This window comes from Acinetobacter lwoffii (assembly GCF_024129595.1).
Taxonomy (GTDB): domain Bacteria; phylum Pseudomonadota; class Gammaproteobacteria; order Pseudomonadales; family Moraxellaceae; genus Acinetobacter; species Acinetobacter lwoffii_O.
Genome location: NZ_JAMXXS010000010.1, coordinates 17,157 through 41,607 on the forward strand (window position 1 = coordinate 17,157; position 24,451 = coordinate 41,607).

General features: G+C 43.2%; 19 protein-coding genes. 17 read left to right on the forward strand and 2 right to left on the reverse strand.

Annotation, left to right across the window (positions count from 1 at the left end; all coding sequences use genetic code 11):
- Positions 1 to 280 precede the first annotated feature (280 nt).
- Positions 281 to 2,161, reverse strand: coding sequence for a tRNA uridine-5-carboxymethylaminomethyl(34) synthesis enzyme MnmG (gene mnmG / locus NI466_RS06890; protein ID WP_253173171.1), 1,881 nt, complete (start codon positions 2,159 to 2,161; stop codon positions 281 to 283).
- 254 nt (positions 2,162 to 2,415) lie between these two features.
- Here mnmG and NI466_RS06895 point away from each other — a divergent pair, with 254 nt between their 5' ends.
- From NI466_RS06895 to purD, 8 genes are all read left to right on the forward strand, one after another.
- Positions 2,416 to 2,883, forward strand: a complete 468-nt coding sequence (locus NI466_RS06895) for a hypothetical protein (RefSeq protein ID WP_253173172.1) — start codon at positions 2,416 to 2,418, stop codon at positions 2,881 to 2,883.
- 144 nt (positions 2,884 to 3,027) lie between these two features.
- Positions 3,028 to 3,915 (forward strand): bile acid:sodium symporter family protein, encoded by an 888-nt coding sequence (locus NI466_RS06900; RefSeq protein WP_253173173.1) that lies wholly within the window; start codon positions 3,028 to 3,030, stop codon positions 3,913 to 3,915.
- 87 nt (positions 3,916 to 4,002) lie between these two features.
- Positions 4,003 to 4,890: a bile acid:sodium symporter family protein gene (locus NI466_RS06905; protein WP_005107208.1), complete on the forward strand. Its 888-nt coding sequence runs from the start codon at positions 4,003 to 4,005 to the stop codon at positions 4,888 to 4,890.
- Positions 4,891 to 5,021: 131 nt separating this feature from the next.
- Entirely contained in the window at positions 5,022 to 5,927 is a 906-nt protein-coding gene (prmA, locus tag NI466_RS06910) for a 50S ribosomal protein L11 methyltransferase (RefSeq protein ID WP_004646702.1), read from the forward strand.
- 15 nt (positions 5,928 to 5,942) lie between these two features.
- On the forward strand, positions 5,943 to 6,818 hold the full coding sequence (locus tag NI466_RS06915) for an MJ0042-type zinc finger domain-containing protein (protein WP_253173174.1): 876 nt from the start codon (positions 5,943 to 5,945) through the stop codon (positions 6,816 to 6,818).
- A 398-nt stretch (positions 6,819 to 7,216) separates the two neighbouring features.
- Positions 7,217 to 7,486 carry a DNA-binding transcriptional regulator Fis gene (gene fis / locus NI466_RS06920; RefSeq protein WP_001086304.1) on the forward strand — a complete coding sequence of 90 codons (270 nt, stop codon included), beginning with the start codon at positions 7,217 to 7,219 and terminating at the stop codon, positions 7,484 to 7,486.
- 95 nt (positions 7,487 to 7,581) lie between these two features.
- Positions 7,582 to 9,156 carry a bifunctional phosphoribosylaminoimidazolecarboxamide formyltransferase/IMP cyclohydrolase gene (purH, locus tag NI466_RS06925; RefSeq protein WP_004279915.1) on the forward strand — a complete coding sequence of 525 codons (1,575 nt, stop codon included), beginning with the start codon at positions 7,582 to 7,584 and terminating at the stop codon, positions 9,154 to 9,156.
- 140 nt (positions 9,157 to 9,296) lie between these two features.
- Positions 9,297 to 10,580: a phosphoribosylamine--glycine ligase gene (gene purD / locus NI466_RS06930; RefSeq protein ID WP_253173175.1), complete on the forward strand. Its 1,284-nt coding sequence runs from the start codon at positions 9,297 to 9,299 to the stop codon at positions 10,578 to 10,580.
- A gap of 124 nt (positions 10,581 to 10,704) precedes the next feature.
- On the opposite strand, the gene NI466_RS06935 is transcribed toward purD, so the two are convergent.
- Positions 10,705 to 11,421: a hypothetical protein gene (locus NI466_RS06935; protein WP_253173176.1), complete on the reverse strand. Its 717-nt coding sequence runs from the start codon at positions 11,419 to 11,421 to the stop codon at positions 10,705 to 10,707.
- A 52-nt stretch (positions 11,422 to 11,473) separates the two neighbouring features.
- Here NI466_RS06935 and NI466_RS06940 point away from each other — a divergent pair, with 52 nt between their 5' ends.
- The 9 genes from NI466_RS06940 (at position 11,474) to NI466_RS06980 (ending at position 24,120) form a co-directional block, all read left to right on the forward strand.
- Positions 11,474 to 12,028: a GNAT family N-acetyltransferase gene (locus tag NI466_RS06940; protein WP_253173177.1), complete on the forward strand. Its 555-nt coding sequence runs from the start codon at positions 11,474 to 11,476 to the stop codon at positions 12,026 to 12,028.
- Between the two features lie 603 nt (positions 12,029 to 12,631).
- Complete coding sequence (locus NI466_RS06945) at positions 12,632 to 13,507, forward strand: MetQ/NlpA family ABC transporter substrate-binding protein (RefSeq protein ID WP_195724830.1); 876 nt, start codon at positions 12,632 to 12,634, stop codon at positions 13,505 to 13,507.
- Between the two features lie 76 nt (positions 13,508 to 13,583).
- Positions 13,584 to 14,609: a methionine ABC transporter ATP-binding protein gene (locus NI466_RS06950; RefSeq protein WP_071852172.1), complete on the forward strand. Its 1,026-nt coding sequence runs from the start codon at positions 13,584 to 13,586 to the stop codon at positions 14,607 to 14,609.
- Positions 14,606 to 15,301 (forward strand): methionine ABC transporter permease, encoded by a 696-nt coding sequence (locus tag NI466_RS06955; RefSeq protein ID WP_004279923.1) that lies wholly within the window; start codon positions 14,606 to 14,608, stop codon positions 15,299 to 15,301. The genes NI466_RS06950 and NI466_RS06955 overlap by 4 nt, the downstream gene beginning before the upstream one ends.
- Positions 15,302 to 15,657: 356 nt before the next feature.
- Positions 15,658 to 19,230, forward strand: coding sequence for a DNA polymerase III subunit alpha (dnaE, locus tag NI466_RS06960; protein WP_253173178.1), 3,573 nt, complete (start codon positions 15,658 to 15,660; stop codon positions 19,228 to 19,230).
- 37 nt (positions 19,231 to 19,267) lie between these two features.
- Positions 19,268 to 20,116, forward strand: coding sequence for an RNA methyltransferase (locus NI466_RS06965; protein WP_253173179.1), 849 nt, complete (start codon positions 19,268 to 19,270; stop codon positions 20,114 to 20,116).
- A complete protein-coding gene (gene cysE / locus NI466_RS06970) occupies positions 20,116 to 20,925 on the forward strand; it encodes a serine O-acetyltransferase (RefSeq protein ID WP_004279928.1) in 810 nt (269 codons plus the stop codon). The genes NI466_RS06965 and cysE overlap by 1 nt, the downstream gene beginning before the upstream one ends.
- Positions 20,926 to 21,042: 117 nt before the next feature.
- Positions 21,043 to 21,993: an ABUW_2363 family tetratricopeptide repeat lipoprotein gene (locus tag NI466_RS06975; protein ID WP_253173180.1), complete on the forward strand. Its 951-nt coding sequence runs from the start codon at positions 21,043 to 21,045 to the stop codon at positions 21,991 to 21,993.
- Between the two features lie 120 nt (positions 21,994 to 22,113).
- Positions 22,114 to 24,120 (forward strand): esterase/lipase family protein, encoded by a 2,007-nt coding sequence (locus NI466_RS06980; RefSeq protein ID WP_253173181.1) that lies wholly within the window; start codon positions 22,114 to 22,116, stop codon positions 24,118 to 24,120.
- The last annotated feature ends 331 nt before the right edge of the window (positions 24,121 to 24,451 follow it).

Here is a 24,451-nt window from a genome sequence, read left to right on the forward strand (position 1 = left end):
ATAGTGTGACGATCCGTTGCATTATTCTTAACCTAATCTTGATAGAGAAATAGCACGACAATAGTCGGGTTTAAGCACATCAACATGTGTAAATACCCTCCAAATTAGACCTAAAAGATTGTATTTATAGACTTAACACATCTTAATAATATTTATTATATATATTTATCAAAGACTTAATTTAATTGTAGTTATTTTTAATTCAACGATAGTCAAAACTTATACAAAACTACAAGTCGATAAAAAGCCCGCTTAACGCGGGCTTTTCTAGCTCAAAATCTTAAGCAGATTTCTTTGCTTGTGCATTCTTACGAATTGTAATCATCACCAGTTGAACTGCTGCAGGCGTTACACCCGGAATACGGCTGGCTTGCGCCAATGTTTCAGGACGAACATCTTTCAGTTTCAGGGTAATTTCACGTGAAAGACCCGACACGATGTCATAATCAAAATCCGCAGGAATACGGGTTTCTTCAAGACGTTTCATTTGTGCGACGTCTTCATGCTGACGATTAATATAACCCGCATATTTCACTGCAATTTCAATTTGCTCACCGACAAATGGTGATACTTCAGAATTGGTTAACTCTGCAATTTGAGCAAATGAAATGTTTGGACGTTTCAACAAATCAATCGCCGAACATTCTTTAGACAGGTCTGCACCGGTCATCTCAACGAATTTCTTACCCATTGGGTTATTTGGTGCGGCCCACAAGTGTTGCAAACGGCCTGTTTCTTTTTCCACTGCTTCCATTTTCTCACAGTACACTGCCCAACGCGCGTCATCCACCAGACCCATTTCACGACCAATGGCTGTTAAACGCTGATCTGCGTTATCTTCACGCAGCATCAAACGGTATTCGGCACGTGAGGTGAACATACGGTATGGTTCTTTGGTACCTAATGTGATCAGGTCATCGACCAGAACACCCATGTATGCTTCATCACGTTTTGGCGTCCATTGCTCCTGATCCCAAGCACGGCGTGCAGCGTTCAAGCCTGCAAGCAAACCCTGCGCACCCGCTTCTTCATAACCGGTTGTGCCGTTGATTTGACCGGCGAAATACAAGTTATTAATTGCTTTGGTTTCAAGGGTAAATTTCAACGCTTGTGGGTTGAAGTAATCGTATTCAATGGCATAGCCCGGACGAAGAATGTGCGCATTTTCCATACCACGGATCGAGCGAACCAGTTCAAACTGAACGTCGAACGGTAAAGAAGTCGAAATACCATTTGGATAAAGCTCATGTGTATCCAAGCCTTCAGGCTCCAAGAAGACTTGGTGAGAATCTTTATCGGCAAAACGGTGAATCTTATCTTCGATTGATGGGCAGTAACGTGGCCCCACACCTTCGATCACACCTGTATACATTGGTGAACGGTCTAAACCGCCACGAATAATCTCATGGGTGCGTTCATTGGTATGCGTGATATAGCAGTTGACTTGCTCAGGATGCATCGAAGCATCACCCATGAATGACATGGTCGGAGATGGAAAATCACCTGGCTGCGGGGTCATTACCGAGAAATCAACTGAACGCGCATCAATACGCGGTGGTGTACCTGTTTTTAAACGACCCACCGGAAGTTGAAGTTCACGCAAACGATGTGCCAAGGAAATTGACGGCGGATCACCGGCACGACCACCGCTAGATTTCTCCAGACCAACGTGGATGACACCACCTAAGAATGTACCAGCAGTCAGCACCACAGTTTTGGCATCAAAGCGAATACCCATTTGGGTAACCACACCTCTTACAGTATCGCCTTCAACAATCAGGTCGTCTGCTGCTTGCTGGAAAATATCTAAGTTTGCTTGGTTTTCTAATGTTTCGCGAATAGCCGCTTTATAACGCACACGGTCAGCCTGCGCACGTGTTGCACGTACTGCAGCACCTTTACGCGAGTTCAAAATACGGAATTGAATACCGCCCTTATCGGCAGCCAGTGCCATCGCACCGCCCAAAGCATCAATTTCACGCACCAAATGCGATTTACCAATACCACCGATGGCCGGGTTACAGCTCATCTGCCCTAAAGTCTCAATGTTATGAGTTAAGAGTAAAGTCTGTCGACCCATACGCGCTGCAGCCAGAGCCGCTTCCGTACCGGCGTGACCGCCACCGATAACAATGACATCGTATACTTTAGGATAATGCATAGTGGTAATTGAGAGATAAAAAAGGATAGCTGAGCATTATAGCAAATTTCACTCTAAAGTAGACAAATTCAGTAGAATTTATCCTCAGATAAATCGCACTTAACTCGCACAACATTAAAGCACTGTAATTTAACTTTGCAGAGGGACTATATAAATTAAACATATAAGCTGAGAAATTTACTCGATTTGCATTGTTTAATCTCGCGCATTTTTTAATCTATATGTTGGTTACATTACAAACAAAGGTATAAAAGATGAATAAGAATATTTTTCTCTCAACCGTTCTATGTGGTTTATGTTTTGCGCCATTTGCTGCATCAGCGAATGATAAGGTCGAAACCATTTATAATGCACAAAAGTACCAACAGGTTTGTAAAGGCAAATCCCAAGGTGCACAAGTCAGTTTTGCCCATCGCGGCATTATCTGGAATGGTACCTGTGAGCCACAATTTTTCGCTTCATCCAAAAACGCGTCAATCAAAGGTGATGAAGCCGAACTCATAAGTACGTGTAGTGGCAACACTGGCGCGACTACCGCCACTATTAATGGTGCCGAAGTCAAAGGTAAATGTGCATTAGGCTTTATGCCACCACGCCCTCAGGGACAATCTCAGATGCAAAGCCAACCAATGCAGCCGCAAATGCAAAGTCAGCCTATGCAGCATCAGATGAGCCAGCCAGCACAGCCTGATTCACCAATGCAAGGCCAGCCAGGTATGTAGCCGATATATATCTAAATAGTTTAGATTTCAAGTAAAAGCTTTGACGGGCAAAGTGACTGCATTTTGCCCGTTTTTTATTGCTTATTTATTCATCTAGGCTAAACTCGAAATATATATATAAATGTATAATAAAAAGGCAAATTCATGGATTCGGGGTTTTTTAGCGTTTTTTTGCCAATTACATTGGCAATCATGATGATGGGGCTGGGGCTAGAACTCACAATCAAAGATTTCCTGCGCTTAAGTCGCTATCCTAAAGTCATTTTTATTACTTTATTTGCGCAGTTAGTGCTGTTACCTAGTATTGCTTTTTTTATTTGTCTGATTTTGGACTTGCCCGCTTTGCTTGCTGTAGGTCTGATGTTGTTAGCCGCCTCGCCTGGTGGTCCAACCGCAAACCTGTTTAGTTACATATATAAAGGTGATGTGGCACTGAATATTACTCTAACTGCCATTAATACCATCATCTCTATTTTTACCCTGCCCTTTATTATCAATCTGTCCTTACACTACTTTATGAGTCATGACTCAAACGTGACTTTTCCAGTTGAAAAGATTGTGCAGGTCTTTTTAATTACCTTGATTCCCGTGATCATGGGTATGCTGCTTCGGGCCAAATTTCCAAACTTGTCGATTACAGTGAGCAGGCCCATGCGCTTACTCTCTATCGGCTTTTTAGCCATATTGTTGATATTTGCTATTTTCAGAGAACGTTCGAATTTGGTCGAATACTTTGCCAGTATTGGTACAGCAACTGCGATTTTGTGTTTTTCCAGCCTATTTATTGGCTATTGCATTCCCCTACTCATGGGCATTCCAGAGAAAATGGCACGCGCCTGTACTTTTGAAATCGGCATTCATAACACTGCCATTGCTCTGACCATTGCCATATCGGTTCTGAATAATGTCACGATGGCTATTCCGGCAGGCATTTATACGATTTTTATGTACAGTTTCGCGACCATTTTCGGTGTGCTGATTAGCCGCCAACAAGTGATATATAGCAATAAAAGTCGTTTATCAGATTTGTAATTTATTTGGCTGATTCTGCTATAAGGCTGTATGCTTTTCCAAAGAAAATCAGAAGTATTAAAACAATTTTCGACAAGGAGCATACAGATGGATTCTGGCCTTATAACGATATTACTGCCACTGGCACTTGCAATCATCATGATGGGGCTTGGCCTTGAACTGACGCCCCGGGACTTTAGCCGTGTAACACGCCACCCCAAAGCCGTATTTATAGCATTGTTCTGCCAACTGGTTATTCTGGTTGGCATTGCCTTTTTGCTTTGCAAGCTATTCGCTTTAACCCCATTACTTTCAGTCGGGTTAATGCTCTTGGCGGCTTCGCCAGGGGGTGCAACGGCCAACCTGTTTAGCTACCTGTTTAAAGGTGACTTAGCCCTCAACATCACACTGACTGCAATCAATTCAGTCATTGCAGCGATTACCCTCCCTTTAATTATTAATTTTTCGATCATGCATTTTATGCAGGATAGCCAGCAAGTTGGCCTGCAATTTGGCAAGATTTTGCAAGTCTTCGCGATTATCCTGATTCCCGTGGGAATTGGCATGTTGATTCGGCGCTATGCACCAAGCGTGACAGCAAAGCTGAATCGACCACTGCGGATTTTTTCAATTGGCTTTTTGGTGCTGATTATTCTTGCTACACTTATTAAAGAACGCACAAATATAGGTGAATATCTGACCCAGGTGGGTCTGGCCACTGCCTTGTTCTGCATACTAAGTCTGAGTATTGGTTATCTGATTCCGCGACTACTTAATATTAATAGCGCTCAAGCCCGCGCCAGTGCATTTGAAATTGGCATTCATAACAGCACCCTCGCCATGACCATTGCCCTAACTGTGATTGGCAGTGCTGCTGTGGCGATGCCAGCCGCGGTTTATTCTATTTTTATGTATATCTTTGCTGCAATTTTTGGCAGCTTGTTGAATCGGCTTGCACCACTCCCGGCGCAAACACCCCTAACAAATCTGGATTAGACAACATCTGAAGATATTTAAAGGATGCCTCAGGCATCCTTTTTATTTTGGGAATGGATCAAGAAGATAGCAGCGCTGAGTCTGAACTTCCGTTACAATAGCTTTTTGAAAAATGTATAAAGGTTATTTCTGTGAAGTGGTTACAAATTCATATTACGGTTGAACAGGCTCAGGTTGATTTTACTGAGACATTACTCAGCTCGCTAGGCGCAGTGAGTGTGACTCTGGATGATGCTGAAAACCAGGATTTGCTGGAACCACTTCCAGGTGAAACACCACTCTGGAATAAAGTGATTGTGACTGGTATTTATGCGCAGGAAGAAGGCGAAGAAATTGATGTTACCGCACTAGAAACCTTTATTCGTGCACAAATGCCAGATGCTCCGATCCGTCATGAGTTGATTGAAGATCAGGCTTGGGAACGTACCTGGATGGATGCCTATGAACCCATTCAGATTGCTGATAAATACTGGATCGTACCGGAGTGGATGGAAGCACCTGATGCCGATGCGGTAAACATCAAGCTTGATCCAGGTCTGGCTTTCGGAACAGGCAACCATGCTTCAACTTTCCTGTGCTTACAATGGCTCGGCAAGATTGATGTGAAAGATAAAATTGTCATCGATTATGGCTGTGGCTCAGGCATTCTCGCGGTAGCTGCACTCTTATTAGGTGCGAAAAAAGCATATGCCACGGATATCGATCCACAAGCTGTACTGGCCACCCAGCAAAACGCTGAACTGAATGGCGTACTGGACAAGCTTTATGTCGGACTGCCAGAAGAATTTAGAGATGAACTCGGCAATACCAAAGCTGACGTATTTGTTGCCAATATTCTGGCAGCACCACTGATGATGCTGGCTCCTGAGTTCGCTACTTTAATTAAATCTGAGGGACAGTTCGCACTTGCTGGAGTTATCGAAGAGCAAGTTGCTGATGTTACTAGCATTTACTCAAATTATTTTGATATATTAGAGGTAGAAAAACGAGATGAGCACTGGTGCCGTATCTCGGGTAAACGCCATAAGAACGAATGAGCCTATAAATAATCCATGAGTGACAAAAGAACCCATTGCCCTACCTGTTCCACCACCTATAAGGTCACAGTTGCTCAACTCACCGTTGCGCAGGGTATGGTTTGCTGTCCCAAATGTACCACCTCATTTAATGCCTTATCGCATTTGGTGACCGAAACCCGGAATTCGGTCACCGTCTCAATGTCTCAGGCTCAGTCGAACTCCAGCGAATTCATCAAAACTGATGCTCAAAATAACTCAGGTGTTTATCACACGGATCAGCAGCATCGTCATAGCCTGCTACAGATTTTTGACCAAAAAGTTGAACATTCCAATATTGATCTGGAAACCTATTTAAATAACCTGAATTATTTCAGTACCGAGCCGATTTCAGTTCTGCCGAGCATGAACTGGGAAGATCAGGCAGAAAAGCAGACTAAACGCGGGCCAATGTACTATATAGGCTGGAGTTTACTTAATCTGTCACTGTTCAGCCTGCTGCTATTTCAATTTTTCTGGTTCAATCCGCAATACATCAAAAACAGTCACGTCATGAGTCTGGCTTTTAACAGTGCCTGTGAAGTGTTTAATTGTTCCAATCTGGAAAAATACTACACACTAATTCAGGCCAATAAAGTCAAAATCAAGGCAACCGGTAATAATGAAGCTGAGTTTAGCGGTGAGCTGATCAATTTTCATGACCGTAGCCTGGCCTTACCGATTTTAAGAATCAATCTGGAACATCGCGGTGAAGTGATTGCAACTTATAACCTGTCCTCCGAAGAGTACCTGATTGAAAGTCTGGTCAATATTCAGCGCATCCCGAAAAACAGCCCGTTTAAATTCAAATTTAAGCTTCCAGTCGATCGTAAAAGCTTTGATCGCTATACTTTGGAAATAATTCGCCCCTAATCTGCTGAGAAAGCATTAAAAAATTAAAAAAAGTTAAAAAAAATGCAGTTTTCTTGCTCACTTTTGCTTAGACAATGGTATGATACGCGCCACGAAAGCTATGTGCTGCAACTCCTCGCGACTTTTTCACAACAAATACAGTCTTGCCTAATGCGCTATAAAATTTATTGCGTATCGTGCAGATTTTTTTGTTTTGATTTTGGTCAGTAACAAAACTTTAACTATTGTTACGCTTATTTTTCGACCAAATCGCAGAGATGTGTCAAGCTACAGGCTCAATGTAATGACTAAGTTTTAGAACTTCCGTTTTAGGATCTAAAATGGAGTTCATTTCAATTTCTAGACCACTTTTATATATCACTTTACCCAAGTGATATTTGTTTTTCGGATTAATTCGCATGAATAGCAAATCTCCTATTTTTACTGCACAATCTGATGTTGCTTTACGTATCCACGTAGATCGCGCAGTTCGCCACTATTTTGCACAACTGCAGGGCGAGCAACCATCTCAGGTATACGACATGGTGCTAGCAGAAATGGAGAAACCTCTTCTATCTGTAGTTCTAGAATATACACGTGGTAACCAAACACGTGCTGCCGAGATTCTCGGACTCAACCGTGGTACTTTACGTAAAAAGTTAAAAGCTCACGGTTTAATGAGTGAATAAATGATAAAATGCTTGCGGCTTCCGCAGGCATTTTTTTTAACCTGTAAATTGCTGATTTTGTTTTATTCTGTTCCTTGAAAACTGTGACGAAGATCATGACTATTAAACGCGCTTTAATCTCTGTGTCTGACAAGACTGGTATTGTTGAATTTGCACAAGAACTTGCTGCTCTAGGGGTAGAAATTTTATCTACAGGTGGTACCTACAAATTGTTGAAAGACAATAATGTGGCTGTAGTTGAAGTTTCGGAGCATACAGGTTTTCCAGAGATGATGGACGGCCGTGTAAAAACACTACATCCGAAAATTCATGGGGGTATCCTGGCTCGTCGTGGTCTAGACGAAGCTGTGATGGCTGAACACAACATTGATGCTATTGATTTAGTCGTTGTAAACCTTTATCCATTTGCTGCAACGGTAGCCAAACCAAACTGTTCACTTGCTGATGCCATCGAAAACATCGACATCGGTGGTCCTACCATGGTTCGTGCTGCGGCAAAAAACCATGCATCTGTAGGTATCATCGTAAATGCATCTGACTATGCAACCGTTGTAGCTGAGCTTAAAGCTGAGGGTGCTTTATCTTACGCAACTCGTTTCGACCTTGCGGTGAAAGCATTTGAACATACTGCTCAATATGACGGCATGATCGCATCTTACTTAGGCGCGCGCGTAGGTAAAGAAGAAGGTCAAGCAGACAAATTTGCACGTACTTTCAATACCCAATTAAACAAAGTTCAAGACCTTCGTTACGGTGAAAACCCACATCAAGCTGCTGCATTCTATGTAGAAGACACAGCGACTGAAGCTTCTGTTTCAACAGCGAAACAGTTACAAGGTAAAGAACTCTCTTATAACAACATTGCAGATACTGACGCTGCTCTTGAATGTGTGAAATCATTTGCGAAGCCTGCTTGTGTGATCGTTAAACACGCGAACCCATGTGGCGTTGCAGTTTCTCTAGACGGTATTCAAGCAGCTTATGATCTTGCGTATGCAACAGATCCTGAATCTGCATTCGGCGGGATCATTGCATTCAACCGTGAATTAGACGTTGCAACTGCACAAGCCATTGTTGATCGTCAATTCGTTGAAGTGATCATTGCACCGAGTGTTGCTGAAGGCGTTCTTGAAGTAACAGGTGCGAAGAAAAATGTACGTGTACTTGTATGTGGCGAACTCCCAGCAATCGATGCGCGTCAATCGCAACTTGACTACAAACGCGTAAACGGCGGTTTGTTAGTTCAAGATCAAGACTTGGGCATGATCACTAAAGATGACCTTAAAGTTGTGACCAAACGTGCGCCGACTGAACAAGAAATTGATGACATGATCTTCGCTTGGAAAGTGGCGAAATACGTGAAGTCTAACGCGATTGTTTATGCCAAAAACCGTCAAACGATCGGTGTCGGCGCTGGCCAAATGAGCCGTGTCAACTCTGCCCGTATTGCTGCAATCAAAGCTGAACATGCTGGTTTAGTGGTTGAAGGTGCGGTAATGGCATCTGACGCATTCTTCCCATTCCGTGATGGTATTGATAACGCTGCCAAAGCAGGTATCAAATGCATTATTCAACCGGGTGGTTCTATGCGTGATGAAGAAACAATTGCAGCAGCTGACGAAGCTGGTATTGCAATGGTCTTCACTGGTATGCGTCACTTCCGTCATTAATAGACACATGAAGATTCATTTAATTTTTTGAATCCTCCCTAGCCCTCCTTTTCTAAGGAGGGTTTTGTACGTCAAGTACTGCAAAAATGGGATTCTCCTTTTGGAGATGTGGGGATTTCTTTTAAACAGGATTATAAAAGATGAACGTTTTAGTTTTGGGTAATGGCGGTCGTGAACATGCATTGGCATGGAAAATCGCACAAGACGATAAAGTCGCTAAAGTCTTTGTTGCTCCGGGCAACGCAGGTACAGCCACTGAAAATAAATGTGAAAACGTAAATTTAAGCATTTTAGACAATGCTGCGATTATCGATTTCGCAAAAAACAATGCAATTGATTTAATTATCGTGGGCCCAGAAGCCCCACTTGTGAATGGTGTCGTTGATGCTTGCCGTGAAGCAGGTGTAAAAATTTGGGGTCCTACTCAATTTGCTGCACAGCTTGAAGGCTCTAAAGCATTTGCAAAGCACTTCTTAAAACGTCACAACATTCCAACTGCTTTCTATGACGTATTTACTGAAGTAGATGCGGCTAAAGCATTTGTTGAGAAAAATGGCGCGCCAATTGTGATCAAGGCTGACGGTCTTGCTGCGGGTAAAGGCGTAATCGTTGCGATGACCAATCAAGAAGCATTTGATGCGATTGATGACATGCTTGCAGGCAATAAATTTGGTGATGCAGGTTCTCGTGTTGTGATCGAAGAATTCCTTGCAGGTGAAGAAGCATCTTTCATTTGTATGATTGATGGCGACAACATCTTGCCAATGGCAACATCTCAAGACCATAAGCGTATTTTTGAAGGCGACCAAGGTCCGAACACCGGCGGTATGGGTGCGTACTCTCCTGCGCCTGTTGTGACTGCTGACGTATTTGAAAAAACCATGAAGGAAGTGATGCGTCCTACCGTTGAAGGTATGAAAAAAGACGGTCACGTTTACACTGGTTTCTTATACGCTGGCTTGATGATTGACGACAAAGGTCAACCAAAAGTCATCGAATTCAACTGTCGTTTTGGTGACCCTGAAACTCAACCGATCATGATGCGTTTAAAATCATCTTTGGTGGATCTCGTTGAAGCTGGTATTGCAGGTAACTTACCTGCTGAAGCTGAATGGGATGAGCGCAAGACTGTTGGTATCGTTTTAGCGTCAAAAGGCTACCCAGAAACTTCAAGCAATGGTGATGTGATTTCAGGCTTAGACACTGAAATGACTGATGCGAAAGTGTTCCATGCAGGTACTAAAGCCAATGAAAATGGTGACATCGTAACGGCTGGTGGTCGTGTACTTTGTGTGACTGCACTTGGTAATACCATTGGTGAAGCACAAGCAAAAGCATTAGAGCTTTGTGAAAAAGTAACTTTCGACGGTGTTCAATATCGTAAAGATATTGGTTACCGTGCCATTGCTCGTGAAAATGCTTAATTTTATTTAAGTATAAAAAACCCCGATTCGTTCGGGGTTTTTATTTGTATGATTTCTACGCACTAGGTTTATGCTGAGGACTTCCTTTCCATTTAAAGGAATTTAAAACTTCTTTCAAAATAGTTTACAAATGATTCATTGATTCAGGTGAAACATCTACCTCACCATAATGACCATCTGCCATAGTTGATCCATACTTAGAACCATTTAAACAATTTAATATTAATGCACCACTTGGAGCATTTATAAAGCCATTATCAACAGGTTTTAAATCCAAAGGCTTTGGATTTCTTCCTCCTCCCAATCTTCTTGATCTATCCTCTAAATGTTGAACTGTGTTTCTAACACCACGTAAATTAGGAAAATATTCCGACATTTTTTGATATGCATTTTTCACTTCGATTGGAACACGTTCATAGTTAGAAAGAACTTTAAGAAATTTATCAAAAGTATCCAAAGCATATAAAAATGCTCGTGCATACAAAAATGCTAAATTATGATTAAATTCTCTAGGTATGTGCCCTTGACTCCATTTTTCTCTTTTAAAAATAACTTCTGTTTTTAAATTGATCTCATCCATATACTCCCAATAATTCTTACCTTCTTGAAGGATTTCAGCTTCAATTTGCTCCCTTATTACACTTCTTCTATTATTATCACGAAGCCAATCATCTTTAGATGTCGATTCTTGGCGATCAATTGAGTGAAAAAGATTTAATGCTAAATTTGCTTCGAAAAATTGTCCTTCTAAGGAACGGATCTGACTTTCAACCTCCCAACTCCACTCTCGATCCTCATAATCAAGCCAAATACCTGGAGTAATAATTTCATAAATATACATCACACCCTCATTTTATTTTTATAATAAAAATTAAGGAAATAATATTACATCTATGAAAAACATCCAAACCCCTCGCCTGATCCTCCGCCAATGGCAAGACTCCGACACTGCACCCTTTATCCAAATGTGTGCAGACGATCACGTCATGCATTATTTCCTCAAAAAACTAAATGCAGAGGAAACTACCGCTTTTATGCAGCGCTTAAAAGACGCAATTGAAACGCGTGGCTGGGGACTCTTTGCCGTAGAACTCAAAGACACGGGCGAATTCATGGGATTTATTGGCTTACACGTGCGTCCACCTGAATTTGAAATTGCCGATGCACCTGAAATTGGCTGGCGCTTGCTACCGCAATACTGGAATCAAGGCTATGCGACTGAAGGAGCCAAAGCGGTACTGAAATATGCCTTTAGGACCCTACGCCTAGAGAAAGTCATTTCTTTTACTGCATGCGTCAATACGCCATCAGAACGTGTCATGCAAAACATTGGCTTAGAAAAAATAGGAGAGTTTGATCATCCGCTTGTACCTGCCGATCATAGTTTGTGTAGACACGTACTCTATGAAAAACAGCGTTCGGATTATCTCTATATTCCCTTCTGTTAAAACAAGCTTGTAATATCATGACCAGAGGAAACCCAGATCAGATACTGACTCGCTTAAGTTAATATAAAGGAAAGATTTATCTCGTTAATGATAGAATTTCCTTAATTTCCCCAAAATAAGATATTTTTCTTATATTTATTTATATACATTTTTCATATTTCTATCTTACAAAATCTTATAAAGATCACTATTTAAACACATCTATTAAAGCTATATTTTCAATATAAATAATATATTGTTTTAATTAATATTTTCTTTAAAAGATCTTTTTTATATTCGACTAAAGAGATAAGCAAGGCTTTTTTATCCAGTATATCGAATATAGATTTATTGCTATGATATCCGTAACTTCAGAGCACATAAACCTTGGCATGTACTTATAAAATATCTATTTTCTCTCTCCAAAATAGATCAAGTACATCAGATTTGGGCTGCCTCTGACTTGATCAAGTTCACCAGAACTGTTGCTGCACGCTTGCATCTTCCGATCTCAAGCCCTCCTCAGCAATGATCAAGCCACCTACTTAGATCGTAATAAAACTCTTATTTAACACGATTTAAAAATGCTTATACTTTAGGCAAGAATAGAATTAGGACAATTTCATGAAAAAGTTACTTGGCGTTATCTTGAGTGCCTCTGTATTGACTTTAACTGGGTGTGGTAAACAAGAAGCGCCTGCCACTGATGCAGCGCAAAGCAAAGATGCTAATGGTCTTCAAACTGTAACTATGGCTTCGACCGGTTCAGATGCAGACGTATGGCGTTATATCGCGACATTGCCTGAAACCAAAGCAGCCGGCATCAAACTTGATGTGAAAAATTTCACTGACTACGTGTCAATGAACACGGCAGTAGCCAACAAAGAAATTGATGTAAATGCATTCCAGTCTTATGCCTATATGGTTGCTTACAACGATGCTAACACAGCCAAAATTGCACCTCTATCTACCACTTATTTAGAGCCGATGGGTATTTACTCAAGCAAAGTCAAATCTTTAAACGAGTTTAAAACTGGTGCGACCATTGCCATTCCGAATGACGGCGCAAACGAATCGCGTGCATTATTACTTTTACAATCAGCAGGTCTGGTTAAATTAAAAGCTGGTTTTGACAATGTCAAAGGCACAACGTCTGATGTGACCGAAAATGCAAAACAAATCGTGATTAAGCCAATTCAAATGGCAACTGCAGTACGCGTAAAAGACGAAGTAGATGCGATTGTGCTGGGCAATACCTTGGCAATGGAAGGTGGTTTAAACGTATTGAAAGATGCGATTTACTACGAGCCAATCGATCAAAGCACAAAAATGAATGTCAACGTATTAGCTGTTGCAGCAGATCGTCAAAATGATCCAGTTCTGCAAAAAGTGGGTGCGTTGTATCATACGCCAGCAGTAAAAGCGTATGTTGATGAACATTTTGGTGGTACGAAAGTTGCGGTAAACAAACCTGTGACGTATTTAACTGAATCAAAATAGTACTATAATAGACTTTTAGAACAGGCAAGGACGATTTCTTGCCTGTTTTTTTATCCGTGATGCAGTTTTTGACACTATGATTGAATTTAAAGATATTTCAAAACAGTATGAGCTTAAGGGTCAAACCTTGCATGCCTTGAATCAGATTAATCTTCAGATTCCAACCGGCAGTATTTTTGGCATCATCGGTTATAGTGGTGCCGGTAAAAGCACCCTCATCCGTCTGATCAACCTGCTTGAGCGCCCAAGCTCAGGCCGGATTATCATTAACGGAACAGATTTTACCGCACTGGATGCCAAAGCATTGCGTCAAGAACGTGCCAGCATCGGGATGATTTTCCAGCATTTCAATTTAATGCAAACCAAAACCGTGGCAGCCAATATCGAAATGCCCATGAAACTCCTAGGCTGGAGCAAGGCAGAACGGGAAAAGCGCCTCGAAGAATTATTAGACTTTATTGACCTGAAACATAAACGTCATGCTTTTCCAGATGAATTGTCTGGCGGTCAAAAGCAGCGTGTTGGTATTGCCCGTGCCCTTGCCAATCATCCAAAAATTTTACTCTGTGATGAAGCGACTTCTGCACTTGATCCACAAACCACCAAATCTGTTCTACAGCTACTTAAAAAAATTAATGAAGAACAAGGCATCACCATTGTTATGGTTACCCATGAAATGGATGTAATTGAAACCGTGTGTGATTATGTCGCCGTGATGGAAAAAGGTGATGTGATTGAAACCGGCAGTACCTTACAAATATTCAGTCAGCCCCAGCACCCGACGACCAAGAATTTTATTCAGACCGTATTACAGCAGCATTTACCAGTCAATATTCTGAATAATCTGGAAAACCAGAATCACAACAGTATTTATTGCCTGAAATTCCTTGGTAGCTCGGCACAGGAAACCGTGATTCAAGCGGTGATTAAACAGTTTGATATCAGTTTAAATATTCTGTTTGCCAATATGACCGAAATTAATGGCACGGTGATTGGCCAGATGTTTATTCAGCTACTGGGTGATGTACAAGAAATTCAAGCAGCAATAAAATTCCTTGAACAACACGGCGTACAAGTCGATCAGGCGGGAGTACAGGCATGAGAGATTTGATTGTACAGTGGCTGACGACGATCACTGCACCGTTCTGGAAAAGCTCCCTGTCGATAGATCAGTTTGTGACAGCGCTGCAAGAAACCTTTCATATGGTGTTCTTCGCGATGCTGTTTGGCTGTATCTGGGGCTTCATTCAGGCGATTACTCTACTGGTGACCCGTCCGAATGGGATTCTGCCGAATCGTGTGATTTATCACGGTCTCAATCCGATTGTGAATGCGCTACGTTCGCTGCCGTTTATTATCTTGCTGATTGCAGTCATTCCACTGACCAAGTTAATCGTCGGCACATCGATTGGGACCTGGGCAGCGATTGTTCCATTGACCATTTATGTCGGCCCATACATTGGTCGCCTGATTGAAACCTCTTTACTCGAAGTGAATGAAGGTATTATCGAATCTGCCCAAGCGATGGGCGCGACGCCAATGCAAATTATCTTTAAGTTTATTCTGCCGGAAGCGCGTAGCTCACTGATTCTAAACTTGACTACTGCTACCATCAGTTTGATTGGTGCAACGGCAATGGCCGGTGCTGTCGGTGCGGGTGGTATTGGTGACTTAGCGATTTCTTATGGTTATCAGCGTTTTGATACCTCTGTAGTCATCATGACGGTGATTGTATTACTGATTCTAGTGCAGATTGTACAAAGCCTCGGTGACTGGTTATCCCGACTTCGTTAAGCTAGTTTTTATGTATGAATAAAGCCCTCTAAAAAGAGGGTTTATTGTTTTTAATACTTACGAACCCTTTCTCATTATTTCAAAGTAAAGTCCTGCAACTATTTGATACGTGCCACGGCGACAGGAAGTCGCCCGTTGATTTATAGCACATGGAAGTTCCATTAGATCAACAAAAGGGTTTTGTTACTTTTGTCCCATCAAAAGTAAAAGAAAATATCTTCTAACAACTAACTAAATAATCAGCTTAAAAAATCAAATTCAAACTTGACCTAAAAGTTAGCCATTTCCCCTCAATTTCAAACTGAAACAATAAATCCCATGTTAAACTATTCAATGGTTTTAGCAGGGACTCATCTATGCACTTTGTTCATCTTGGTATTCATACAGAATTTTCGATTACTGAATCCATCGTACGGATACCTGACTTGGTCAAAGCTGCCGAAGAAGAACAGATGCCTGCCCTTGCGCTCACGGATCTTTCTAACCTGCATGCTGCCGTCAAGTTCTATGGCAAATGTCTGAGCAAAGGCATCAAGCCGATTCTGGGTTCTGAAATTCGCCTGAATGATGCCGAACATCGCATGACCTTATTGGCCATGACCAATACCGGCTGGCGTAATTTGACTGAATTAGTATCTGAAGGCTTTATCAGTGGCCAGCAACTGGATATTCCCTGCGTTCAAAAACAATGGATTTTAAATCAGCCTGAGGACATGATTGCCCTGCTCGGCATGCATTCCGATGTCGGCAAAATGCTGATGAGTTCAAATCCGCAAAAAGCGGAACCGCTGCTAGAAGAATGGGTCGAAAAATTTGGTAATCGTGTTTATCTTGCCCTGACCCGTACCAATCGTCCGGATGAAGATAACTTTATTCTGGAAGCCGTTAAGCTGGCAAAAAAATACAATATCGGTGTGGTCGCACATAATGATGTGCATTTCATGACCCGTGAAGATTATGAAGCGCATGAAGCACGGGTATGTATTGCAGATGGTTATGTGCTTGGTGACAACCGCCGCCCTAAAACCTATTCACCTGAACAATATTTCAAATCTGCTGAAGAAATGACGGCGCTGTTCTCGGATATTCCATCTGCGATTGAGAACACCTATCACATTGCCAAACGCTGTAATGTGACGCTGCAACTGGGCAAATACTTCCTGCCTGATTATCCGATTCCTGAAGGTCATACCATTGATACCTTCTTTGCACACTTGTCCAAAGAAGGTCTGGAAGAACGCCTGAATTTCCTGTATCCGCCTGAACAACGTGATGAAGACTGGCCAGAAATCCGCAAGCCTTATGATGAGCGTATCGAATACGAGATTAACATCATTAACTCGATGGGATTCCCGGGCTACTTCCTGATCGTGATGGACTTCATTCAGTGGTCGAAAAGTAACGGCGTTCCGGTCGGTCCGGGCCGTGGTTCGGGTGCAGGTTCACTGGTCGCCTATAGCTTAAAAATTACCGATCTTGACCCGCTGCGTTATGAACTGCTGTTCGAACGTTTCCTGAACCCGGAACGTGTTTCGATGCCCGACTTCGACGTCGATTTCTGTATCGCAGGCCGTGACCGCGTGATTGACTATGTAGCACGTACCTATGGCCGTGATGCGGTCTCCCAGATTGCAACATTCGGCACTATGGCGGCCAAAGGTGCGATTCGTGATGTTGCGCGCGTTTTGGGTAAATCTTATGGCTTGGCGGATCGTATCTCGAAAATGATTCCGACCAAGCCTTTAGGTCTAAGCCTGCTTGAGTCACTAGAAGCTGAACCCCAGCTTAAAGATATCGTCACCAATCCATCCAATCCAGACCATGACGATGCAGCCGAAATCTGGGAAATGGCACTGAAACTGGAAGGTATTACCCGAAACACCGGTAAACACGCCGGTGGTGTGGTGATCTCGCCAACCAAAATTACCGATTTCTCTGCGGTCATGTGTGATGCCGATGGTACCGGACGCGTGGCACAGTTCGATAAAGACGATGTCGAATCTGCAGGTCTGGTGAAGTTTGACTTCTTGGGTTTGCGTAACCTGACGGTGATTGAAGATGCGGTTAAAAATATCAATAAACGCATCAAAGCGGATAAACCTTTAGATATTGCTTATATCCCGCTTGAAGATAAAGACGCATATCTGGTCTTTGCCAATGCCAACACCACCGCGGTATTCCAGTTTGAATCCGTGGGCATGAAGAAGATGCTGAAAGAGGCACGCCCGAGCAAGTTTGAAGAAATTATTGCCTTCGTATCGCTGTACCGTCCAGGCCCGATGGATCTGATTCCTGACTTTATCCACCGGATGCATGGTGGCGATTTTGAATATCTGCATCCATTGCTTGAAGGCGTGCTAGAACCCACCTACGGGATTATGGTGTATCAGGAACAGGTAATGCAGGCTGCACAGTACTGTGCCGGCTATACCCTTGGTGGCGCGGACTTGTTACGTCGTGCCATGGGTAAGAAAAAACCGGAAGAAATGGTCAAACAGCGCCAGATCTTTATTGAAGGTGCATCGAAAAAAGACATTGATGAAGCCACGGCCAACCATATCTTCGACTATATGGAAAAGTTCGCCGGCTATGGTTTTAACAAATCGCATGCTGCTGCCTATGCTTTGGTTGCCTACCAGACCGCATGGCTGAAAGCACATTATCCGGCGGAATTCCTTTCTGCGGTATTGACCTCGGAGATGCAGAACACCGACAACGTGGTATTCCTGATTGATGACTGTCGCAAGAATAATCTGGAAGTTTTACCACCGTCAGTGAATATGTCGCTGTATCAATTCCATGCTATCGATGAGCAAACCATTGTCTATGGTCTGGGGGCGATCAAAGGCGTCGGTGAAGCGGCGATGCAGTCGGTGATTGACTCGCGTGCACAAGAAGGTCCATTCCGTGACTTGTTTGATTTCTGTCATCGTATTGACCTGAAAAAAATCAATAAGCGTACTCTAGAAGCACTGATTCGTTCAGGTGCACTGGATTGCTTGGGAATTGACCGTGCCGACCTGATGGCGCAACTGCCTGAAGCGGTTCAAGCTGCGGAACAGGCACGTTCCAATCGTGAAACCGGCATCATGGACCTGTTTGGCGAAGTTGAAGAAGTTCAGCGCAAGCCATCTAAGCCAGTCAAACCTTGGGCGGATGAAGTTCGCCTGAAAGGTGAGAAAGACACGCTTGGCCTGTATTTAACCGGCCACCCGATTGATGTGTATCGCAATGAACTAAAAGCCTTTGTGCCTAGTCAGATCAATGAGCTGACGCCGACCCGCCGTGGCGTGACCACCGTGTTTGCAGGATTGGTGGTGGATATTGCCAACTTTCCGAACCGAATGATGATGACCCTGGATGATGGTACGGCACGGATTGAGATTTCGGCCAATCACGAACGCTTCAACCGCTTTAAAGAGATTATCCAGCTCGATAAAGTGGTGGTGATTGAAGGCGAAATCTATGAGCGTGAAGGCTTTGACCGTCCGATGGGACGTCTCACCAAAGCATTTAGCCTGAATGAAATTCGTCAGAAACGTGCCAATAGCATCAAGATTATCCTCACAGCCGAGCATTTCAGCAAGAGCTTGAGCCGTGACTTGCAGCAGATTCTGACTCCTTATTGCAATGTCGATATGTCGGCACATATTCCGGTGATTCTATATCTGGATTACCCGTATGCCACGACTGAACTGCATCTGGGTCTCAACTGGAAAGTCGCCCCACTGGATGAGCTCCTAGCCAAATTGCGTGATTATTTTGGTAAAGAAGCCTTGCATATTGAGTATCAGGTCAAGTCCAAAGCTGCCAAAGCCGTGTCCTATGAACAGGCCAAGCCGGTGGATATTCCTCCGCCGCCTGCGGGCATGAGCATGCATGATGCACTGGAGCTGTATCAGGCTGAATCCCAGCCGCAATATTCATAAATCCTGATCTTTAAAACACCTTAAAATTGGAATCCTCATGAGTCAAATTGACAATGCTGCTGTTTCAGCACATCTCTCCCATGTGCGTATTGTCATGGTCAATACCACTTTACCTGCCAATATCGGCAGTGCCTTACGTGCCATGAAAACCATGGGCTTGTCCAAGCTGGTTCTGGTGGCACCAAAAACCTATCCGCATCCGGATATTGACGCGCTGGCAGCGGGTGCCACTGACCTGATCGAGAAGATTGAGATTGTCGAAACCCTTGAAGATGCCATTAAAGACTGTCAGATTGTATTCGGTACCAGCGCACGTAGCCGTACCATTCCCTGGCCGCTGTTAGATGTGCGCCCTGCCGCTGAAAAAGCCATGTCCGCCGTGGTACAAAATCAGCAGGAAGTCGCGATTCTATTTGGCCGTGAAGACCGTGGTCTGACCAATGAAGAACTGGCGATGGCCAATTATCATCTGACTATTCCTGTGAATACTGATTATGGCGTACTGAATGTAGCTCAGGCGATTCAGGTGATCTGCTATGAGATGCGCATGGCAACGATGAGTCAAATTGAACAGCCACGTGATGCTAAAGCGACCATGCAAGTCATTGATGGCATTGAAATGGAATGGGATGAACCTTTAGTCAATCATGCGCAGATGGAACAGTTCTATCCGCACTTGGAAAAAATGCTGGCAGAAATTGAATTTATGGATCCAAAAAATCCAAGATTATTGCCTTTACGCTTGCGTCGTCTCTTCGGACGTATACAATTAGATCGTATGGAATATCACTTACTTCGTGGTATTTTCAGCCGTGTTCAGGCATTGAATAACGGTACCTGGAAAAAATCTTCACACACATCATCACAGGACGAGGATCAAATCTAATGCTAAAACAGCTCAAAGAAGATATACAAGCTGTCTTTGCGCGCGATCCTGCAGCACGCAATACCTTAGAAGTCTTAACCACTTACCCTGGCATTCATGCGCTGATCATGCATCGCATGGCACATGAGCTATGGAACAAAGACTGTAAAGGAACTGCGCGTGCGTTGTCTTCGTTTAGCCGGTTTGCCACGGGCATTGAAATCCATCCGGGTGCAAAAATTGGCCGCCGTTTCTTTATCGATCACGGTATGGGTGTCGTAATTGGCGAAACTGCTGAAATTGGCGATGATGTCACCCTTTATCACGGCGTGACTTTGGGTGGAACCACCTGGAATAAAGGTAAACGTCATCCAACGCTAGAAGATGGCGTGGTAGTCGGTGCTGGTGCCAAGATTCTTGGACCATTTACCGTGGGTAAAAATGCCAAAGTCGGTTCTAATGCGGTCGTCACCAAAGCAGTTCCTGAGAACGCCACAGCGGTGGGCAACCCGGCACGTTTTATCACCAAAGACAAACCCAAAGATGATGCTGAAGCCCGTCGTCGTGACTATGCCGAAAGTATCGGTTTCCAGCCCTATGCCGCGACTGAAGACCAGTCTGATCCAATTTTAGAAGGTATGCGGATTCTGCTGGATCGCATTCAGCAAAATGAAAAACGCATGAACAACTTGTGCAATCGTCTTTCTTTGTTAGATCCGACCTTTAACAAGCAGCAACAGGATGGCCAGCCTTTGAGTAAAAAAGAGTTGGAGATTCTGGAAGAAGCGCGTCGTGAATGTGAAGCGCAAACCAGCCAATCCAAGGCCTGAATATCACACTTCACTCTGTAACACGGGTTTACTTGCATGATGGTTATAGTTTTCATAGACTGACGATCATGCAATTTTTGAATAGATGTTTTAAAAATAACAGAATGGATGACTATTATGACCTTTAAGCCCTTGGCACTTGCTTGCTTAGCATTCACAATTACTGCGTGTTCAACCACTCCTCAGAAATCTGCTGAGAAACCTGTAGATCAAGTGGTTTTTGTAGAGCCTGAACTGAGCCCACCATTTTATGCTTTAAATCCATTCAATTATAATGAACCACCTGAATTTGAAGTGCATTTGAAAAAAGCTGCAGCGCAGCCTGTAACCAAGATGGTGGTGACGGATCCTAATGATCCATCCAAGCAACTGACCCTGGATGTGAATAAATTGATTATTCCAGTGGTAGATAGCAATACACGTGCAATGCGTTATGCAGCACTTGCCAATTCAAATGAAATCGATATCACCGAAATTGACGATTTCCTGCAAATGGTCGAAGGTAAGGCACGTCATTATCCACCACGTTTCAGCGATCGTCAGGAACGCCGTGGTTTTGAAGCCAAATTGCGTGAAGTCACCCGACAACTGGATACTTTAGCGGCCCGTCCAAATGCCTCTTTTGATGTGTTGATGCGTGCTTTTAAAGCCAGCGTGATGGCACGTAACCTGGATCTGGGTTCAGTTTATACCACCAATTCCCTGACCTATGCCCAGCGTATTCTCAAAATTAACCCGGATGATCCTGAAGTCAACTTCTGGTTTGGTTTTGGTCTGTCTGAAGGCGGTGGTCAACGTGAAGCCATCGCTTATCTGGACAAAGCCATGAAAGCTGGCGTTCAGGAGGCTTATCTTTCTGCAGCCAATAACTATATTGCATTGGAACAGAAAAAAAATGCCACTCAAACCTTGGCGAACTATAAGGTGAAATATCCGCAAGAAGCTGAAGTAGCAGACCGTCTGATTCAGGAAATTGAGAAAAATGGTCGCTGGAATGTTTGGCAAATTTTGCAAATATCAACACCCGCTCCGGCTACAGACCCAGCAACAGCACCGGTGACCCCATAATCAAGATTCGCTTCAATTTGATTACAAATAGACTGCTACGGCGGTCTATTTTTATGGGAAAAAATTAGTAAAATACAAAACATTATCCCGCTTTATAACTTGAATTCAGTGAAAAGTTTTATGCACGAAAAAATAAATAAAAGATTAATGCTGTGCACTTTACTCATCACCAGCGTACTCAGCGGCTGTCAGGTGGTCAGTGTTAAGGAACAGGCGATTAATGTCACGCTGAACAATGAGCGTGACAGCATCTTGACCCGCGACAAGCTTAGCGAAGCCAGTCTGAATGTGTTGTCCATGACAGGTCGTGAAGCTCAGATCTGTATTGATCAGCCCGAAGAATGTGTGGAAGATCTGAAAAGTATTCCCCAGATTTTAGATGAACAATTGCTTTCTACAGCAAGTGAATTATATCTAGCCAACTCCTTACAAAATGCCAAGTCTGCTGAATGTAACACCGGAATTTTAAACAAAACCCGATCACCGGAAAAACAGCAACAACACAAGCAGAATATCCAGAAATGTCTGGATCAGCAGCTCACTATGCTGGATAAAAGCATTCGTTATAGCTATGCCTATCTATTTAAAACCGAGCGTGCGCCGCAAGAGCGTATTTTTGATAACCGCCAGGTTCAGATTCGTGACTTTTATAACCTGGCGATTGCCCATCTGATTCAACGCTATGCTGAACGTTATAAAACCAAACAGTCCGGCCAGCGCATTCAGGTCGGTGACAGTGTATACACCCTTGATCTGGAAAATTTTCCGCAGCTGAAAAACCAGACCATTGAACAGCTGATGTCTACCTATAACATGAACTTTTCCGGCCTACGTTCCATCACCCGGCGTGATGGTTTTGGTTCAGAATTTTTAGTGGTCTTACCTGAAGCACAGCAAACCGAGCAGGATAAAAAATATATTGTCGATCCGCTCAAGCACAACTATCCAAATGGTAAAAATCCCAACATTCATTCAGCCCGCTATCTGGCGACCACCATTACCGCTGTGCCTAAATCAGCGAATTCGACCGAACAGATTTTATCTACTTCGGAGTTTCACCTGAAACTCTATGATCCTTATAAGCATGAAAAGATCAAAGTGGCTTCGAAAGAATATGCGCTGGCCGCCAACTTTTCTGCACCTTACGGCTTATGGCTAGCCGAGAATAATCTGGGGCGTTTAGCCTATCTGACCCTGATTAATCGCGAAGACAGTCTGAGCATGCCGCACCTGTACATGCTGGAACCTTATAATCCGAACAAGAAAGTGCTGGTATTGATTCATGGCCTGGCCAGCAGTCCTGAAGCCTGGATTCGTCTGACCAACGACATTATGGGTGATCCGGTATTAAGGGAAAATTTCCAGGTCTGGCAGGTATTTTATTCTACCAATATGCCGATTCTGGAAAGCCGTTTTCAAATTAATGCCCTGGTTCAGCAAGGCTTTGCCCGGGTTGCGAACAATGCACCAGCCAAAAAAGATGCGGTACTGGTCGGACATAGTATGGGAGGCGTGATTGCCCGTTTAATGGTCAGTCAGGCCGATATTACTCAAGATGCATTCAAGCTGGTACAAAATACCCGCATTGCACAGTTTAAGGATAACCCGCTCTTTAAAGCACGCCTGCAAATGCAGCCTATTCCAAATTTCACCCGGGCCATTTTCTTAGCAACTCCGCATCGTGGGACAGAATATGCCGACCGCTGGCATACCAAACTGGCCCGTAAAATTATCCGTATACCGGGTGCATTTTTAGGAGCTTTTGCTGATACCTTACAAGGCGAAATCGGATTAAAGGACTTTGTCAAAGAACTGGGACATGACCTGATTCAGAATGGTCCAAGCGATCTGAGTGAAAATTCGAAATTTACTGCATTAACTAAGGATATTCAGCCTTCTAAAAATATCAAATTTCATTCTATTATCGGCAATACCGTAGATACGCAAGATACCAAGCTCATGAGCGATGATATCGTTTCATACGAAAGTGCTTACTTGGAAGGTGCTGTATCTAGCAAAGTGATTAAGGGTGGCCACTCGATTCAGGAAACGCCTGAAGCCGTGCTGGAATTACGCCGGATTCTCAGATTACATCTCTCAGACCTCGGTCTTTATGATCCGGAATAAACTATCGTCTTGATTTAGACTTGCCACCGCATGTTCGCATCCGGTGGTTTATTTTTTTAAAATTGCAAATAATGTTGAATAAGAAGCCATAGCGACAGCTCTGAGCGCTGACTTAAACATTCATCTGGAATTTCATTTCTTTCTAAAAATTAAATTTGATAGACTTGCTGCAATAAAGCTTTAAAGCTGAATTGAATCAGCAGATTCATTTCACATTTTCGATCTCCTGTGCTCAATCATATGGGATTGGCCTTATTGAAAATGCGCTTTAAATTTCCCTGCATAGCCTATTGAGCAGTATTTGCATTTATCTCTTGTTGAAAGGATTTAT

Excerpts from the sequence above, each read along its gene's own strand:
- NI466_RS06915 (WP_253173174.1), top strand. The coding sequence starts at position 5,943 with ATGAGTGACAAAAGAACCCATTGCCCTACCTGTTCCACCACCTATAAG.
- dnaE (WP_253173178.1), top strand. The coding sequence starts at position 15,658 with ATGCACTTTGTTCATCTTGGTATTCATACAGAATTTTCGATTACTGAA.
- NI466_RS06945 (WP_195724830.1), top strand. The coding sequence starts at position 12,632 with ATGAAAAAGTTACTTGGCGTTATCTTGAGTGCCTCTGTATTGACTTTA.
- NI466_RS06940 (WP_253173177.1), top strand. The coding sequence starts at position 11,474 with ATGAAAAACATCCAAACCCCTCGCCTGATCCTCCGCCAATGGCAAGAC.
- NI466_RS06900 (WP_253173173.1), top strand. The coding sequence starts at position 3,028 with ATGGATTCGGGGTTTTTTAGCGTTTTTTTGCCAATTACATTGGCAATC.
- NI466_RS06935 (WP_253173176.1), bottom strand. The coding sequence starts at position 11,421 with ATGTATATTTATGAAATTATTACTCCAGGTATTTGGCTTGATTATGAG.
- cysE (WP_004279928.1), top strand. The coding sequence starts at position 20,116 with ATGCTAAAACAGCTCAAAGAAGATATACAAGCTGTCTTTGCGCGCGAT.
- NI466_RS06955 (WP_004279923.1), top strand. The coding sequence starts at position 14,606 with ATGAGAGATTTGATTGTACAGTGGCTGACGACGATCACTGCACCGTTC.
- NI466_RS06895 (WP_253173172.1), top strand. The coding sequence starts at position 2,416 with ATGAATAAGAATATTTTTCTCTCAACCGTTCTATGTGGTTTATGTTTT.
- purD (WP_253173175.1), top strand. The coding sequence starts at position 9,297 with ATGAACGTTTTAGTTTTGGGTAATGGCGGTCGTGAACATGCATTGGCA.
- mnmG (WP_253173171.1), bottom strand. The coding sequence starts at position 2,161 with ATGCATTATCCTAAAGTATACGATGTCATTGTTATCGGTGGCGGTCAC.
- NI466_RS06980 (WP_253173181.1), top strand. The coding sequence starts at position 22,114 with ATGCACGAAAAAATAAATAAAAGATTAATGCTGTGCACTTTACTCATC.
- purH (WP_004279915.1), top strand. The coding sequence starts at position 7,582 with ATGACTATTAAACGCGCTTTAATCTCTGTGTCTGACAAGACTGGTATT.
- NI466_RS06950 (WP_071852172.1), top strand. The coding sequence starts at position 13,584 with ATGATTGAATTTAAAGATATTTCAAAACAGTATGAGCTTAAGGGTCAA.
- fis (WP_001086304.1), top strand. The coding sequence starts at position 7,217 with ATGAATAGCAAATCTCCTATTTTTACTGCACAATCTGATGTTGCTTTA.
- NI466_RS06965 (WP_253173179.1), top strand. The coding sequence starts at position 19,268 with ATGAGTCAAATTGACAATGCTGCTGTTTCAGCACATCTCTCCCATGTG.
- NI466_RS06905 (WP_005107208.1), top strand. The coding sequence starts at position 4,003 with ATGGATTCTGGCCTTATAACGATATTACTGCCACTGGCACTTGCAATC.
- NI466_RS06975 (WP_253173180.1), top strand. The coding sequence starts at position 21,043 with ATGACCTTTAAGCCCTTGGCACTTGCTTGCTTAGCATTCACAATTACT.